We start from the raw sequence: 16,506 nt of genomic DNA, 5'->3' as shown, positions 1-16,506 counted from the left end.
GACTCATGGTCTCGTCCCCTACCAGATCAAGTTATCCCGAAGCAACAGAAACCTAATCGGAATACACCCCATGAACCGCCTTATGTTGACACTATTAGCGCTCAGTACTGCATCGAGCGTCTATGCGCAAGAGAAGCACCTCTTCATTTTGTCAGGCCAATCCAACATGAAGCGGTTGGATCCGGAAGCGTCATTCTCGCCAGCGGTCCGAAAAGCATTCGGCGAAGGCGGTGTCATCGTGGTCAAGGATGCCGAGGGTGGGCAATCGATCAGACGCTGGTACAAGAAGTGGAAGGATGTGAAGAACTACAGGGGCATGAAGCCTGATACAAGTGCTGACCCATCGACCATCGGCGATCTCTATGACAGGCTCATGAAGAAGGTCGATGCGGAAATCACCGGGAAGACCATCAAGACAGTCACGTTTGTTTGGATGCAGGGTGAAGCGGATTCAGGGAAGCACTATGTTGTTTACGAAAAGTGCCTCAAGGGACTGGTTCAGCAGCTAGAGGAAGACCTAAAGCTTGGAAAAGTGAACGTTGTCATTGGCCGCCTAAGCGACGCCAAAATGGAAAGCGCTGGTTGGGTAGAAATCCGTAGAATTCAACAGAGCCTCTGCGAAGCGAATCCTGATTGGGAATGGGTTAATACGGATGACGTGAACGGAGAGAACAACGGAGTCCACTACACCAGAGCTGGTTACGTAGAATTCGGAAAACGACTGGCCGAAAAAGCAATACGGCTTGTCGATTAATGTGCTGAACCACAGGGGAAGCCTACTCAGTACACGTCCGCATTCTTTAAATTTCATCATAACCATCGAAACCACCCATCGGTCATTGTGTGGAATGCATTAGATAAGAGTTGCGTCGCAGTAATTGTTATTCTTTCGTTTTGGCGCTCGGCCGACGTCATGGGGGCTGGAAGGCCGGGGACATTGCAATGAAAGTCTTTTCCTGATTTTCTCGTTAACGATATCAGCAGGCGATCGGCATTCTTTTGAAAGTCACTGCCGGTACACGAAGAAATTGCCAAATCACCATGACGAATTACTTTCGAGATTCCTTGCAGCGAAAAATGATGTGTGCTGCGTCAGCCTTCTTCTGCACGTTGTTCATTTTCGGCGCGATTGCTTCGGGCGAGAGACCCAACGTCGTTCTGATACTGGCGGACGATTTGGGATATGGGGACCTGTCGTGCTACGGACAGCAGTCTTATCGCACTCCCGCGATCGATCGCCTCGCAGCTGAGGGCATCAAGGCGACCGACTTTTATGTGCCAGTTCCCTACTGTGCGCCTTCTCGTGCAGCGATGCTAACCGGGCGATTTCCACTACGAAATGGAGTCACTAGAAATCCGCACCCGGACACGACTCCTGAGGCGGATGTCGTCGGACTCGATCCGTCCGAACGCACGCTAGGCGAAGCGTTCCAGCAAGCAGGCTACCGAACGGCTTGTATTGGCAAGTGGCATCTCGGTCACAAGGAGCATTTCTATCCGACGCGGCACGGCTTCGATTCCTACTACGGAATTCTCTACTCCAACGACATGCTGCCCGTTCAGATTCTTGAAGACGAAAAGGTTGTTGAGAACCCAGTTGACCAGAGAACGCTCACGACAAAGTACACCCAGAAGGCAATCGAGTTTATCAACACGAGTGAAGACCAGCCGTTCTTCCTCTATTTCCCTCACGCGATGCCGCACAAGCCACTCGCGGTTTCCGACAAGTACTATACGCCTGATACTCCGGATGACCTCTACGCGGACGTGATTCGAGAACTGGACTGGTCCGTCGCAAAAGTGCGTCAGGCCCTCGAAGCCCGTAAAATTCTTGATAACACGATCCTGATTTTTACATCGGACAATGGACCTCACTATGGCGGAAGCACCGGCGGACTGAAGGGTAAGAAGGCAACGCCATGGGAAGGTGGAACTCGCGTGCCCTTCATCATCCGCTATCCGGATGCATTTCCTCAGCAGAGCGTGATTGATGTGCCTATCTGGTCGCTCGATTTGTTTCCCACTTTGCTCGCGTTGTGCGGGCTTGATGCACCCAAAGACCGATTGATTGACGGCCAGGACATCACCGCCGTGCTTAAGGGACAATCTCGAGAGCATGCTCCTATCGTCACCTGTCACGATGAAAAGATCATGACGATCCGAGATGGAAAATGGAAACTCTACCTGACCAGGCCCAAATACCTTTCCGCCCGCGATCTCAATCCAGACTACGTCGACCCCAAGACGCCAAACGGCACGACGATTATTGCCCAGACGGAACAGCCGACTTCAAAGCAGTATCCGGGAGTCGTGCCGAAGCGATTCAAGAATCAAACACCGCTATTCAATCTCTCCGTAGATCGCGTGGAAGAAGATGATGTGACGGAAGACCATCCAAAAGTTGTTTCGGACCTTCGCAAGAAGTACAGAGCCTTTGTCGACTCACTTGACCAACGCTGATTGCCCATAAGGATGACCCTCATGCCGAACCCGACCAACCATGATCACAAGACGCTGGGAAACAACACACTGGGAAGACGTGACTTTCTTTCGACTGCAGGTTCCAGCCTTGTCGCAGCCAGTATCTGTTCGCAGTCACTGATGGCCGACGACAGCAAATCTGCGAATCGGATTCCACTCGGGTTGGATGGCCATTCCCTACGTGGGATGAAGTGGAAGGCAACGCGGCTGATCGAATTCGCAGCCGAACAGCGGCTCGACGCCGTGCTGTTAAACAACCTGAACTACTTCGAGAGCCTGGAAACGTCGCATCTTCGGAAGCTGAGGGATTTGGCCGGGCAGCACAAAATTGCGATCTACATCGGTGCTGGTGGTATTTGTGCCAACGCTGCGAAGTTCTCTGACAAGTACGGTGATGCCGAAGCCCTTGTTGCGAAGGCAATCGAAGTCGCATCAGCGCTCGGGTCACCCAATGTGAATGTGCGAATCGGCAGCATTGACGATCGATTTTTGGAAGGCGGCATTCAGCCGCGCATCGACGAAGCCGTACGAGTCCTGAAGGCCTCAAAAGAACGTGCGATGGACGCAGGATTGACGTTCGGTTTCGAGAATCACGCCGCAGACCTGCGATCTGATGAATTGCTTGAGCTGATCGAGGAGATCGGGACTGAGGTGTGTGGGGTAATGCTTGATCCTGGCAACGGCCTCTGGGCCATGGAAGATCCGATGGTGCATTTGGAAGCACTCGTGCCGCACGTCGTCTGCAACAGCCTGAGAGACTATATGGTCTGGGAATCGGAAGAGGGAGCAACTTTCCAATGGACGGCCGTCGGTGAAGGTCTCATGGATGTTCCGTCGTACGTGCAAACTTTGGCAAAGGCAAATCCAGGGATGCCGATATTCGTCGAGTCGATTTCCAACTCAGCACGCCCGATTCCGTTTCTCACCGACGAACACTGGCAGGGCTATCCAGAACTGGCTGCCGCCGACATCGTCGATTTCCTGAAGCTTGTGCGTCGCGGTCACAAAATCGAGATCGACAAGCCTGAGCCCGGGATGGATCAAAAGAAATTCGACCAACAGCACCAGCAAAACGAATTCCTCAAGAGTGTTGAGTACCTGCGAAAGCATGCAGGCGCGGGGCTCAAGGCTTTCCCATCGTAGTGGACGAGGTCACGAGTCCCTTTCGCGAAGAGCCATGGCGAGGACTCGTAACCTCGTCCACTACCGATGAATTTTCAAAACCATCGAAAACCAATCATGAGATACACTTGCTGCTTCTTACTGTTCGCCTTCGCATTCACATTGAGTCATGCGAAATCAACGGCTGCCGAACGTCCCAACATTGTCGTCATCCTGACTGACGATCAGGGATACGCGGACATCAGCCTGAATCCGCATCACGCAGCGGAAGTTTCCACACCGAATATGGATGCTTTGGCGCAAGACGGTGTCGTCTTTTCCCAAGGCTATACAGGCGGCCCTGTTTGCTCGCCGACTCGAGCCGGAATCATGATCGGCGGCTACTCGCAGAGTGTTGGTGTTTATACAGCTTCAGACGGTGGGGCTGGATTCGATCCGAAGAAAAAGATCTTCCCTGGATACTTGCCCGATGATTACGTCTCGTCGGCGATCGGCAAGTGGCATCTGGGGGTTGATGATGACTATCCCGAATTGAAATGGCACGCGTTGAATCGAGGCTTTGATGAATGTTACAAGTTCATGGGCCGGGGCGGTCACAGTTACTTCAATCTGAGGAGCGATGTCGACGGTAAGTTCATGGGACCGATCTACCGCAACAAAGAGCGGATCAATGATGAAGGCTACATGACAACTCGGTTGACGGAAGAGGCGGTCGCGTTCATCGACCGGAATAAGGAGAAACCGTTCTTCCTGTACCTCGCCTACAACGCCGTGCACGCTCCCGCCGAAGCACCGGAGGAAGACATCAAGGCCTTTCAGTCAAAGTTCCCGCAGCTTAGCAAGGAACGCGCCGTCCTAATGGCCATGCTCAAGCATCTTGACGACGGTGTCGGCGAAGTGGTCGCCAAATTGAAACGCGAGGGCATCTTTGACAACACGCTCCTGTTCTTCCTGACCGACAACGGCGGATCAAAATCAATGAGCGCTGACAACACGCCGCTGCGTGGTTTCAAGCAAACACTCGATGAAGGCGGGATTCGCACTCCTTTTATCGTCTCGTGGCCCGACAGGTTCAGTGGTGGTCGAACGGTGGATACACCGATCATTTCCTTCGACATTCTTCCCACGGCCCTCGATGCGGTTGGGTCGAGGCCGGTCACACACGACTTCGCGGGAAAGAGCATTCTGCCGCTGTTGACCGGCGAATCGACACTGCACCACGACACGCTGTTCTGGGGCATCGGACCGGACAACGAATGGGCCGTCCGCCGAGGCGACTGGAAACTGCACTGGATCAAGAGCCGTCTGGAACTCGTCAATCTCGCGAAAGATCCTTCGGAGCGAGAGAACCTGGCTGACAGCAATCCTGAGAAGGTGAAAGAACTGAGCCTCGCGTTTGACCAATGGCTTAAAAAAATGGCGAATCCAATCAAAGGCGGTCCCAAACGCAAGGATGGGATCCAGAAGCCAGCCGATGTTGCCGCCCAGAACAAGAACATGACGCCGCGTGAAATCGAACGTGCGCGAATCCGCGAAGAGAAGCAAGCTGCAAAGAAGGCGGCCAAAGAAAAGGAAAAGGCCATGAAAAAGGTGGCAAACAAAACAGACGAGGACGCAGCCACGACCGAGGCAAATCGACCAGTCATCGAAGCGCCGACCACGAACGTGACAGGGCCGCATCCCGGCAGCCGATTCGATCTGAGCCATTGGAAACTGACTTTGCCGACCAGTGCAGACAACACTTACGGTGGACATCCGAAGGAGATTTCCGCAGCAGCACTCAGCGATAGTTTTAAAGACCCCCACTTCTACACGGATTCAAGCGGAGCGATGGTCTTTTGGTGCCCCGTCGTTGGGGCAACGACAGAAGGCACGCAGTTTCCCAGAAGCGAGCTGCGTGAAATGCTCCAGCCAGGTAACCCGCGCAATAACTGGTCGTTCACAGGTTCGCACGAAATGACCGCGCGCTGTCGGGTGCTTGAGATTCCCAGCGATCCCAAGGTGGTCATCGGCCAAATCCACAGCTACACGGGCAAGTCAAAACCACTCGTCAAGCTTCAGTACTACAAAGGCCGCATCGAAGCTCTGGTGAAGGAAAGCCCGACCAATGGTAAAGACAAAAAGCTCACGTTTCCTGATGTTGAGCGAGGCAGCGACATCGATTGGACAATCAGGCTTCAAGGCGGTGTGCTTGCCATCACCGTCAATGGCACAACACAGGAAGAGAACGTTTTGGAAAACGACAGGGCCTGGGCAGACCAGACTTTCTACTTCAAAGCCGGCGCCTACCCTCAGGACAACGCAGGAGAAGTGAGCGAAGGTGCTCGGGTTTCGTTTTCCCGCTTAGTTGTGACACATTCAGACGACTGAACCGGAAGCGATGAGTCAACGCGAACACAATTGGTACAGAACAATAAGACAAATGAATCGAATTCTTTCAGCAGTTGCCGTACTTTGCTTGGCGGCCGCGCATTCGCATGCTCAATCCGAATCGCAGAAACCCAATGTCATCGTGATTCTCGCTGATGATCTCGGCTATGGTGATCTTTCGTGCTATGGGGCCGACGATATCGCCACGCCAAGTATTGATCGCATGGCGGCTGAGGGAGCGAAGTTTAACAGCTTTTATGTTTCACCCGTTTGTTCTCCGACACGCGCGGCGCTGATGACTGGGAGCCATTCGACTCGCGTTGGCATCGGTGGTGTCATGTTTCCTCGGAACAACCACGGATTGAATCCTGACGAGATCACGCTTCCGGAGTTGCTGAAGGATCAGGGCTATGCGACGGCCATCATTGGCAAGTGGCATCTCGGCAACCAAGACATGTTTCAGCCGCTAAAGCACGGATTTGATTATTGGTATGGAACCCCCGCCTCCAACAACCAGTTCTACTATCCAAATACCAAGACGTATGCGTTGGACTGCAAATATCGTGAAGGCTATTCGTGTGATGGGATACTTAAGCGAGAAACCGCTGCATGTCCGCTGATCGAAGACAACATCGTCATCGAAGTTCCCGCAGACCAGACGCAGTTTACTCAGCGGTACACGCGGGAGACCATTCGCTTCATCACCGAGAACAAAGATAGACCATTCTTTGTGTACCTGGCGCACAACATGCCGCACATCCCGCTGCATGCTTCCGAACAGTTTGTGGGTAGTAGCAAGCGAGGCATCTACGGCGACACGATTCAGGAACTCGACTGGAGCACTGGCGAGATTCTGAATTCTCTGAAAGAACTGGGACTCGACAAAGACACGCTGGTCATCTTCACATCGGATAACGGCCCCAACACGGGCAAAGGCGGCAGCGCCGGTCCGTTGAAAGGCGGCAAAGGTTCCACACTCGAAGGAGGCGTCCGAGTCCCGTTCGTCGCTCGCTGGCCGGAGGCAATTCCCGCAGGCACTGAATCCGATGAACCCATCACCGGCATGGACCTGCTGCCGACGCTGACCAGACTCGCGGGCGGCGACGTTCCAAACGACCGAGTGATCGATGGAAAAGACATTTGGCCGCTGCTCGCCGCCAAGCCTGACGCGAAGTCACCCCACGAAGCCATCTACTCCCTGCGAGGCCGAGGCGTACAGGGAATCCGTGTCGGCGACTGGAAGTACCGAATCGCGACCGACAAACCGCCCAAGGAAAAGAAATCCAAGCGACAGCCCACTGGCGACAGCAAGTCAAAGAAGGTCAACGTCGAGACGCTTTACAACCTGCGCGACGACATCGGTGAGCAGACAAACCTGATTGATGTGCATCCCGAGATCGCGCAGCGTTTGAAACGCCAGCTTTCAACCTTCGAGACAGATCTCAGAAAGAACTTACGTCCGGCGGGAGTAGCGAGCGAATAATGAATATTGGCATTTCCAAACACGTGATTTGCTCCGTTGTTCTGGCATTCCCGGGGCTTGTCGAAGCTGCTGATAAGCCGAACATCGTTGTCTTTCTGACCGACGATCAGGGTTACGGTGACCTGGGCTGCTACGGCTCCGATTCGCTTGAAACGCCGAACATCGATCGGCTGTGTCAGCAAGGCATGATGTTCACGGACTTCTATGTGCATCAGCGGTGTTCGCCGACTCGTCTGGCGTTCATGACGGGTTCGCACGCGCATCGTGCTGGTTGCACCAAAGTCATCTACAACAGAGACCGCATCGGAATTCACTCCGATGAAGTCACGACGCCCGAGCTTCTGAAAACAGCCGGCTACACCACGGGGATCGTCGGCAAGTGGCATCTTGGTGAATGGGACGCATTTAACCCGACTCGGCACGGATTCGATTTCTTCTACGGCTTCATGATCGATCTCGATCAGGGCACGGGCATTTATCGTAACCTCGAGCGGATTGAGTCGATCAAGCGAAAGACCGACGGACAGCATTCGCCGAAACTGCTCGACGCCGCGGTTGGCTTCATCAAGCAAAACAAAGAACACCCGTTCTTTCTCTACTGCGCATCGCCGCTACCGCACACGCCGTGGATTCCCAATGAGCGTTTCAGAGGTACGTCGCGGCGAGGCACCTACGGTGACGTGATTCGCGAAATCGACTGGCAGGTCGGTGAACTGATGAAAGTTCTCGACGAGCAGGGTATTGCTGAGAACACCTTGTTCATCTTCGCGTCGGACAACGGCCCAGTGCTCGGGATCGACGGCGGCGATGCTGGCCCGCTTCGCGACGGCAAGTGGACCGATTTCGAGGGTGGCATTCGTGTCCCGTGCATTATGCGCTGGCCGGGTACGATCGCGCCAGGTTCGACGAACCGTCAGATCACGGGGATCATCGACCTGCTGCCGACGTTCTGTGCGATCGCTGGCGTCGCCGCGCCGGGCGACCGTGTGATCGACGGCCGAAACATTCTGCCTTACCTGAGGGGTGAACAGGTTGAGAAGCCGATTCACGAATCATTCATCGTCCCCGGCTCGGTGATTCGTCACGGTAAGTGGAAGCTGCTTGTTCGAGAATTGAAGCCAGGAGGCAAAAGTGGACGCGAGGGAAAGCGACCATCAGCTCCGGCAGGATCACTATTCAACCTGCAGGACGATCCAGGTGAGACGCGAGACGTCTCAGCCGACCATCCCGAAATCGTCGCAGACCTGCGTCGTCGGATGGACGCAGCGGTCAGGGAACTGGAAGCCAACAGCCGACCGATCGGCAGACTCCCGGGTGCACCAGTTCCCGAAACAAAGAACAACGTCAAGAAAAGGATTAAACATTAAATGCGTTTCACGCTCGTATTATCAATCTTCGCCAGCGCGAACATGTCGCTTTCCACACATTCGGCCTGCGATGCGGCTGAGCCGGACAAGCCGATGAACGTGCTGTTTCTGGTTGCCGATGATTTGAACAGTTGGCTGCTGGATGATGCCGATCGCTACGCGGGCAAAGTCGTTGCCCCCAATCTGCGAAAGTTTGCCGCCAGTGGTGTTAACTTCACGCGAGCCTACACCGCAGCGCCGGTTTGTTCGCCTTCTCGCACCGCGTTCTTTTCTGGCGTAGCACCCTGGAAATCGGGGATCTACAACAACGCGCAGACTATCAGCACAAGTGAGGTAATGAACCAGGATGCCGTGCTGTCACTGGCCGGGTTGTTCAAGAAGAACGGCTACGGCACCTTCGGCTACGGCAAGATCACCCACGGCTGGGACCAGAAAGAAAACTGGGACGCTAAGGTTGGCCACAAAAGGGACCCGGCTCCTCCCGGCGCGCCTCTGGCAGGACTCAGTGGCGGTGAACAGGATTGGGGAACAATCCATCTCACTGAAGAGCAAATGAATGACACCGGCGGGGCCAACAAGGCCATCGCGGTCTTGGAGAAACAACACGACAAGCCATTCTTCCTGGCCTACGGCTCCTTCAATCCCCACATGCCCTGGTATGTCCCGCAAAAGTATTTCGACATGTACCCCCTGGACCAGATTGTCCTTCCCGAACTCAAGGAGGATGACCTGGATGACCTTCCTCCGCTGGCCAAAGCGGTGAGCGATGGGATTGGGAGCTTCGCCGACAAGGTGATCGAGTCCGGCAAACACAAAGAGGCCGTGCAGGCTTACCTCGCGACGACCACTTATGTCGACACGCAGATCGGACGTGTCCTCGATGCCCTCGAAGGGAGCCCCTATAAGGACAACACCATTGTGGTCTTTCTCACCGATCACGGGTTTCACCTCGGTGAAAAACATCACTGGCAAAAGACAACTCTTTGGGAGGAGGGAACGCACGTCTTATTGATGTTTCGCGCGCCGGGAGTCACCGAAGCCGGGGGTCTGTCTGAACGGTTCGTTTCCCTGATGGACATCTATCCGACTCTTGCGGAGCTCTGCGGCCTCACGCCGCCCGCGTACATCGATGGACGCTCGTTAGTTCCGCTGCTCAAGGCCCCAAAGGCCCCGTGGGAAAGCACCGCCATCACCGGTCTATGCGACAAAAGCAAAACGGACCTGGCCTACATCAGCATCCGCAATGAACTCGGACGCTACTCCCGCTACGGGGCGAAAGAAGAGGAATTCTACGACACGACCAAGGATCCTCACGAATGGACCAACCAGATCGACAACCCGGACTACGCCGCCACCATCAAGAAACTTCGCGGCCTGGTCCCTAGTTTCGCCGAGGCTGCCCACCCCCTTCCCTCCGCCCTGACCAAGAAGCGCAGGGAGTCTCGAAGAGCGAAGGCGAAATAATCCAGTCCTTTCACATCATGAAAACAAGCTGAACAAACAGGATCAAGCATGAACCCTTCACCCCATAGTCACCCTTCACGTCGAACGGCGTTGAAATCGATCGGCGCGACCACCACGCTGGCTGCGTCCGGTCTGGTGCCATCAATGATCTATGCCGCACCGTCAACATCCGGCAGCGACAAGTTACGTGTCGGACTAATTGGCGCAGGAGGGCGAGCCAAATGGCTGACGCGTGCCTTGGGTCGCGAATCCCATCGAGCCAAATTGGTTGCCGTCTGCGATTGCTACCTGCCGCAGATCGATGCCCTTGCGGCTGACAACAAAAACGATCCACGGGCCGGTGATTCGTGGAAGCGGTATCAGAACTACGAGCAGATGTTCGATTCTGAAGAGCTCGACGCGGTGATGATCGCGACGCCCGATCACGTGCGCGTACGTGCGGCAATCATCGCTTGTGCCAGAGGTCTGGATATCTACGCGGAAAAGCCACTCAGCTTCAGTATTCCGGAAGGCCGCGCCCTGGTCGAAGCAGTGCGAAAACACAAACGTGTGCTGCAGGTTGGTACGCAACAACGCAGCACACCGATCAATCAGTATGCCTGCAAATTCGTCCGCGAAGGTGGACTCGGAAACGTCAATACGATCCTCGTCAAAAATTACTCGGGCTCTCAACCTGCGACGGGTCTCGAGCAGCAATCCATTCCCGAAGGCATGGATTGGAATCTTTTTTGTGACCAAGCGAAGCTGCTTGACTATCACGAACGACTTCATCGTAGGTGGCGGAGTTACGACGCATTCACAGGCGGCCCCATTTGCGATCGTGGTTCGCACGCACTGGACATGGTTCACCTTGCCATGGGGTGGGAGAACGTCGCGCCAACGCGGATCGAACCCACCACCGAAGCGAAGAGTTACTGGGATCGTGGGGTTCGACTGTACTATCCCGACGGCACTGTCATTCGGCTGGAAAGTACGGATGGTCCCGCGTTCGGCGGCATATTCATCGGCCAGCAGGGCAAACTCGAAATCAATCGAGGACGCTTTGCGTGCAATCCGAAGGACTTACTCGCTCCATTCACCGGGTCACAAACGGAATCGCACGTCGCAAACTGGCTGGACTGCATCGAAACCCGTGAACAGCCCAATGCACCGGTGGAAGTCGGCCATCTGATTAGCAGCGTCGCGCACCTGATCAATATCTGTCGGATTACCGGTCGCACGATCAATTGGGACGCGGACAACGAGCAGATCATCGGCGATAAGGCAGCCAATGCAATATTGACCAAGGAACGACGTCCTGAATTTTCTCTCCCTAGTGTTTAACAACAGGAATTCAAATGACTGCAGATTTACTGGGGCGCTCTGTTCGTTCAACGACGCAACGCCATATCTCCATCCTCGTACTTCTTGTGAGCTCGTTCTGCAGTGGCTCCGCGTTCGCTGGTGATTGGGTGACCTTGTTCGATGGCAAGAGCCTCGAAGGTTGGAAACCATCACGTGACAACACACAATTCGCGTTGTCCGACGGAGTCATTGTTGGCACCAGCTCCAGCCAGACTCAGTTCTTGCACACCGTTGAATCGTACGGCGACTTTGAACTCGAATTGGAAGTCAAACTCCACGACACGGACCTTAATTCAGGCATTCAAATTCGGACTCAACTGACGCGAACGGGCGATAACGGAAAAGTTCGTGCATCCATGCACGGACCACAGGTGGATATTGGAAAATCTCCCGGGCGCAGTGGCTACATTTTCGACCAGGGAAACGGCGCATGGATAACGCCGAAAGAAGAACTGATTCGCAATGAAGCGATGGTGAACGGCCACTGGAACACACTTCGAGTCTTGGCCAAAGGGCCGCGAATTCAAACATGGATCAATGGCAAACAGGTGGGGGATGTCACTGATTCCGAAGCCTACGCGAAGTATCCCTCGGGTGTGATCGCACTGCAGGTACACGGTGTCAAGAAGTCACCGGAGACAGCACGCCACGTTTCGTTTCGGTCGATTCGCGTCCGTCGGATCGAGAAGAAATAATCGCGAGCGACAATCCAAACGAGTGAATATCACCAACCATGAAAATAGCCTTGCACACAGCACCAGTCAGGAAGCCGCAATGAGTAGTACCAGAATCACCCCAGCAGTTTTGCTCTTATGCGTTGGATGGTTGTTGGCCGGCAACTGTGTTGCCGCAGAGAAGCCAAACATCGTGCTCCTTTTCATCGACGATTGGGCGTGGAACGGTACGCCAATTCCGATGCGCGACGGTATGGAAAACTCGCGTATGCCGATCTTGCAGATGCCGAATGTCGAGCGGCTGGCTCGTGAGGGTATGAAGTTCACCGGCGCGTATGCTTCGCCGCAGTGTTCTCCGTCGCGAGTCTGCGTGCAGACCGGACAATCCTCCCCGCGGAACGGCTTCACCGTGTTCATGAATGACCGCGGACAGGACTACTTTGACGAAAAGGGGTATCCCAATTTCCCCGTCGTTCCCTGTATCTCGGACATGACGATCGACGCAGACGCGGTGACGATCCCGGAAGCGTTGAAGCCGCTGGGTTATGTCAGTGCGCACATTGGTAAGTGGCACATGCGAGGTGATCCGGCGGACGAAAGCTACGTGCTGCACGACGGTGACACCAGCAACAAGCCAGGCAATACGCTGCCCGCTGGCGCAAACCAACGCCTGCCCGACGACCTGACCGATCCCAAGCTGATGTTCAGCGTCACTGAGAAAGCGCTCGGTTTCATGACCGAGCAGGCACAAGCCGGCCAGCCGTTCTATCTGCAGATCTCCCACTATGCGATGCACGAAGGTCGTGAGTGTCTGCCGGCAACACGCGAGAAATACACGCGACACCCTCTCGTGCAGGCTTACTACCAGAAGATCGGGAAGACAGCCGAAACCGTAAAACGCAAGGAAGATCCAGCGATCTGGCTGGGCATGGGCGACGATCTCGACGGACGCATCGGAGCCGTGCTCCAGCGCATCAGCGAACTGGGGATCGAGGACAACACGTATGTCGTACTGGTGTCGGACAATGGGTACCGACACAACGAACTTCAGTTGACGGAGGGGCAGACTCAGCCACACCATTCCGCCAAGTGGTGGGTCTGGCAGGGTGGCATCCGCGTCCCGATGATCGTCCGAGGTCCCGGCATCAAGGCAGGTTCTGTCTTCACGGGCAATGTCGTCAACTACGACTTCCTGCCGACATTCGTCGACTGGGCCGGCGGCGATCCGACCGCACTGAAGAACATCGACGGCGTAAGTCTCGCTTCCTACATGGAAGGGCAGTCGCCGACAGAAGCCTTCCTCAAGCGGAATCTCTATTTCCACTACCCGCACTACCGATCGAGCATGCCGCACTCCGCCGTCGTGTCCGGCGATCTCAAAGTGCTTCATTTCTACGATCGCCCTGAAATTCCGATGCTGTTTGACTTGTCCACCGACATGGGCGAGGTGACCAATATCGCCGCGCGGCATCCGGACAAACACCAGAAGCTCTACACTGATATGATGACCTACTTTGAAAAGGTCGGAGCCAGAATCCCCAAGCTGAACCCTGGTGCTGACCTGAAGGTTTATGAGCAGGACAAAGACTACCGAAAGCGAAAAAACTGGGGAGCCTTCAAAGGAAGTCGGCCACTGGAAGAAGATGAACGGTAGCCACACGTGCGCAATTTCCCGCCTGTTCGGGACCCAAAAAGAAGAAGCCTTTGAAGTTTTGACAACAATGAAAGCCGTACCACAATGAAGCAAACATCAATCGCTCTGTTCTTTCTGCTGTCTTCATTCAGTGTTACCACGCAGGCAACCGCTGGCGATGACCTAAAGCTGACCGAGACGGATGATACGATCCGCGTCATGCTGCGCGGAAAACCAGTTCTCCAGTACATCAAGAAAGCGCAGCCAGTTCCGGAAGAGACTCCGGAGTACTTTAAGCGTAGCGGCTACATTCATCCGGTCTACACGCCGACGGGTCAGGAACTCACTGGCGATTATCCGGCAGATCATGCGCATCAACACGCTCTGTTTTTCGCTTGGGTGAAGAGCAAGTTTAACGGTCAGAAGGTAGACTTTTGGAATCAGGCAAAGGATCTTGGCAGAATCGAATTTCGCGAAGTGGTGAATCTGCGTCGAGAGGAGCGAAAGGTCGCCTTCACCGTCAAGCACGCGTTCATGGTAAAGGACGGTGACAAGTGGATCGATGCACTCCACGAGACTTGGACCGTCACCGTTCACCAGACGCCGGCGGATCATTTTCTTTTCGACATCGTCAGCGTTCAGCAATGTGCGTCCGACAAACCGCTGGGCTTGGCGGAGTATCACTACGGCGGCATGGCCATTCGCGGTAACTATCAGTGGCTGAAGGAAAAGGAAGATCACAGCATCGATCCGGGCGAGCTGAAGTTTCTAACGAGTGAAGGCTACGATCGCTGGGAAGGCAATCACACTCGCCCCAACTGGGTCGCATTCTCCGGCAAGATCGATGACCAGGACGTATCCGCTGCTGTGTTTTGCAGTCCGAAGAACTTCCGAGCGCCACAGCCCGTACGGATCCATCCAAACAAACCTTATTTCTGCTTTGCTCCGATGGTTGAGGGTGCATTCAAAATCGAGCCAGGAAAGCAATACGTTTCCCGCTACCGCTACCTAGTGACATCGAACGCAACCGAAGCGAACATGATCCAGAAACACTGGAACGAGTACGCGAGATTGGAACAATAATTGGTGCAATCTTATTGTGTTTGCTGGGCTATCGGACGCTGGGCATGCTCGTTCTTGCACTTTCCGTTTTGAGTTGTCACTTGCTGAGCCAACTCGCGCGGTACAAGAATGTCACCATTTTGACACGTCTTGATTTTCGGTGCATCGCGGGTTCCAGTCGGCGTAAGGCTTGGCATTGCAAATCGTTAGGATTTCGCTATCGATCTGGGCATGATCGCCAAGTTGAGAGTTTAGAGCACGCAGCTCTAAGCATAAGGCCGTTTAACGGGCGATAAGATTCGATAGTTACGCAGCGGCACGGTAAGACTTGAGATGTCCGCCGAGTTCAATGTGGCAAACGATGCGGTTCGACTTCAAATCAACCGTCGGCAGCGCGTCATTGTCGCGAACTGGTGGCAGATGATCTCGATTCGAATGTCCACGTCGGTGATTGTACCAGTCTTCTGACACACGAAGGATGTAGTCCATGTGCTGCTCGCTGACCACGCAGAACGCGTTCAGCACTTCGTGCTTGAGCGTTTGAATGACTCGCTCGACAAACGCTTGCAAATTCGGCGATCGAGCTGGCGTCTTCTTAATATCACAGCCAGATGAACGAAAGACTTCGTCAAACGAGTCGACGTACTTTGAGTCTTGGTCTCGCTGCAGTATCTCACACGGCAGTCCCTCGTCTTGAAGGAACATGTCGAAGTTGCGCGCTTGCTGCGTCGTCCATTCACCAGTCGGATTGGCTGTGCATGGCGATATCCAAATGCGCCGCGTCTCAACATGGATGAAGACGAGGAAGTAGAGATCGACCATGCCCTTGATTGTCCACTTTCGCTTCGATGCGAAGTCGCACTGCCACATCGTGGCAGCATGCCGCTTCAGGAAATCAGACCAAGTATCGGGATGATCGCTGGGATCGGGACCAAGCCCCGCTTCAACCAGAATGTTCTTGACCGTTTGGCGTGAGATCCGATGACCCAGCCGGCGCATCGCTTGAACGATCTTAGTGTAACCCCAGCCAGTCTCCTTCCGAATTCGGATGATCGTATCGGCGATGCTCTCCTCAGTCCTTGGACGGCCAGGCTTGCTCTCGCTCTTCGACTTTGGCCGTTTTGTTGGGCCGTCCTCCATTGTTCGAATCCAGCGGCGGAAGGTCGAGTAGCTGACAATCGAGATGAGCTCTTTGATCCGCGGGCCAAGCTTTTTGCCGTGGCGAACCAATCTGCGGCGTTCCTGATTGTTCAGCGTGATCCGATCGGGTAACTTACTCCGAAGGATTGCATTTTCCGCTCTCAAATACGTCACTTGCTGGGCTAGTTCCTGCCGAGTTAGCGACGCGAGCAGTGTCAAAAGCGGGTGAACAATCGCGGCCATTCGTGCTGCCGAGTTCCTTGCAATTCCTGAAATAATCGGGGTGGCATCATTTTTTTACCCCGCTGAAACGACGAGCCTACGGAACGATTCGTCCGCCGCAATGGCCGTAGGCTTGAACCGAGT

At 54.5% G+C, this 16,506-nt stretch carries 12 protein-coding genes; 11 read left to right on the top strand and 1 reads right to left on the bottom strand.

Annotated features, from left to right (window positions below):
• Positions 1-70: 70 nt before the first annotated feature.
• The 11 genes from SH139x_RS13415 (at position 71) to SH139x_RS13365 (ending at position 15,021) form a co-directional block, all read left to right on the top strand.
• Positions 71-754, top strand: a complete 684-nt coding sequence (locus tag SH139x_RS13415; protein ID WP_145277257.1) for a sialate O-acetylesterase — start codon at positions 71-73, stop codon at positions 752-754.
• A gap of 287 nt (positions 755-1,041) precedes the next feature.
• Positions 1,042-2,460 carry a sulfatase family protein gene (locus SH139x_RS13410; RefSeq protein ID WP_488355704.1) on the top strand — a complete coding sequence of 473 codons (1,419 nt, stop codon included), beginning with the start codon at positions 1,042-1,044 and terminating at the stop codon, positions 2,458-2,460.
• A gap of 21 nt (positions 2,461-2,481) precedes the next feature.
• A complete protein-coding gene (locus tag SH139x_RS13405) occupies positions 2,482-3,624 on the top strand; it encodes a sugar phosphate isomerase/epimerase family protein (RefSeq protein ID WP_488355703.1) in 1,143 nt (380 codons plus the stop codon).
• A 66-nt stretch (positions 3,625-3,690) separates the two neighbouring features.
• Complete coding sequence (locus SH139x_RS13400; RefSeq protein WP_488355702.1) at positions 3,691-5,973, top strand: polysaccharide lyase family 7 protein; 2,283 nt, start codon at positions 3,691-3,693, stop codon at positions 5,971-5,973.
• 52 nt (positions 5,974-6,025) lie between these two features.
• Positions 6,026-7,456 carry a sulfatase family protein gene (locus tag SH139x_RS13395; protein ID WP_488355701.1) on the top strand — a complete coding sequence of 477 codons (1,431 nt, stop codon included), beginning with the start codon at positions 6,026-6,028 and terminating at the stop codon, positions 7,454-7,456.
• Positions 7,456-8,823, top strand: coding sequence for a sulfatase-like hydrolase/transferase (locus tag SH139x_RS13390; RefSeq protein WP_488355700.1), 1,368 nt, complete (start codon positions 7,456-7,458; stop codon positions 8,821-8,823). The genes SH139x_RS13395 and SH139x_RS13390 overlap by 1 nt, the downstream gene beginning before the upstream one ends.
• Positions 8,824-10,287 carry a sulfatase gene (locus SH139x_RS13385; protein WP_488355699.1) on the top strand — a complete coding sequence of 488 codons (1,464 nt, stop codon included), beginning with the start codon at positions 8,824-8,826 and terminating at the stop codon, positions 10,285-10,287.
• A 48-nt stretch (positions 10,288-10,335) separates the two neighbouring features.
• On the top strand, positions 10,336-11,610 hold the full coding sequence (locus SH139x_RS13380) for a Gfo/Idh/MocA family protein (RefSeq protein WP_488355698.1): 1,275 nt from the start codon (positions 10,336-10,338) through the stop codon (positions 11,608-11,610).
• A gap of 14 nt (positions 11,611-11,624) precedes the next feature.
• Positions 11,625-12,326, top strand: a complete 702-nt coding sequence (locus SH139x_RS13375; RefSeq protein WP_419187835.1) for a 3-keto-disaccharide hydrolase — start codon at positions 11,625-11,627, stop codon at positions 12,324-12,326.
• Between the two features lie 79 nt (positions 12,327-12,405).
• Positions 12,406-13,959, top strand: a complete 1,554-nt coding sequence (locus SH139x_RS13370; protein ID WP_488356016.1) for a sulfatase-like hydrolase/transferase — start codon at positions 12,406-12,408, stop codon at positions 13,957-13,959.
• Positions 13,960-14,043: 84 nt separating this feature from the next.
• Entirely contained in the window at positions 14,044-15,021 is a 978-nt protein-coding gene (locus SH139x_RS13365) for a DUF6807 domain-containing protein (protein WP_488355697.1), read from the top strand.
• A 285-nt stretch (positions 15,022-15,306) separates the two neighbouring features.
• Here SH139x_RS13365 and SH139x_RS13360 read toward each other — a convergent pair whose 3' ends face one another.
• A complete protein-coding gene (locus SH139x_RS13360) occupies positions 15,307-16,383 on the bottom strand; it encodes an integrase core domain-containing protein (RefSeq protein ID WP_488355696.1) in 1,077 nt (358 codons plus the stop codon).
• Positions 16,384-16,506 lie beyond the last annotated feature (123 nt).

Source organism: Kothea flammea (assembly GCF_052161645.1).
GTDB lineage: Bacteria > Planctomycetota > Planctomycetia > Pirellulales > Pirellulaceae > Laterigemmans.
The sequence above is the reverse complement of the archived record's forward strand: the minus strand, read 5'-3'. Positions and strand labels throughout refer to the sequence as shown.

What these genes read in the sequence shown, in the direction of transcription:
- SH139x_RS13360 (WP_488355696.1), bottom strand. Translation starts at nt 16,383, where the DNA reads ATGGCCGCGATTGTTCACCCGCTTTTGACACTGCTCGCGTCGCTAACT.
- SH139x_RS13375 (WP_419187835.1), top strand. Translation starts at nt 11,625, where the DNA reads ATGACTGCAGATTTACTGGGGCGCTCTGTTCGTTCAACGACGCAACGC.
- SH139x_RS13370 (WP_488356016.1), top strand. Translation starts at nt 12,406, where the DNA reads ATGAGTAGTACCAGAATCACCCCAGCAGTTTTGCTCTTATGCGTTGGA.
- SH139x_RS13390 (WP_488355700.1), top strand. Translation starts at nt 7,456, where the DNA reads ATGAATATTGGCATTTCCAAACACGTGATTTGCTCCGTTGTTCTGGCA.
- SH139x_RS13395 (WP_488355701.1), top strand. Translation starts at nt 6,026, where the DNA reads ATGAATCGAATTCTTTCAGCAGTTGCCGTACTTTGCTTGGCGGCCGCG.
- SH139x_RS13415 (WP_145277257.1), top strand. Translation starts at nt 71, where the DNA reads ATGAACCGCCTTATGTTGACACTATTAGCGCTCAGTACTGCATCGAGC.
- SH139x_RS13385 (WP_488355699.1), top strand. Translation starts at nt 8,824, where the DNA reads ATGCGTTTCACGCTCGTATTATCAATCTTCGCCAGCGCGAACATGTCG.
- SH139x_RS13405 (WP_488355703.1), top strand. Translation starts at nt 2,482, where the DNA reads ATGCCGAACCCGACCAACCATGATCACAAGACGCTGGGAAACAACACA.
- SH139x_RS13365 (WP_488355697.1), top strand. Translation starts at nt 14,044, where the DNA reads ATGAAGCAAACATCAATCGCTCTGTTCTTTCTGCTGTCTTCATTCAGT.
- SH139x_RS13410 (WP_488355704.1), top strand. Translation starts at nt 1,042, where the DNA reads ATGACGAATTACTTTCGAGATTCCTTGCAGCGAAAAATGATGTGTGCT.
- SH139x_RS13380 (WP_488355698.1), top strand. Translation starts at nt 10,336, where the DNA reads ATGAACCCTTCACCCCATAGTCACCCTTCACGTCGAACGGCGTTGAAA.
- SH139x_RS13400 (WP_488355702.1), top strand. Translation starts at nt 3,691, where the DNA reads ATGAATTTTCAAAACCATCGAAAACCAATCATGAGATACACTTGCTGC.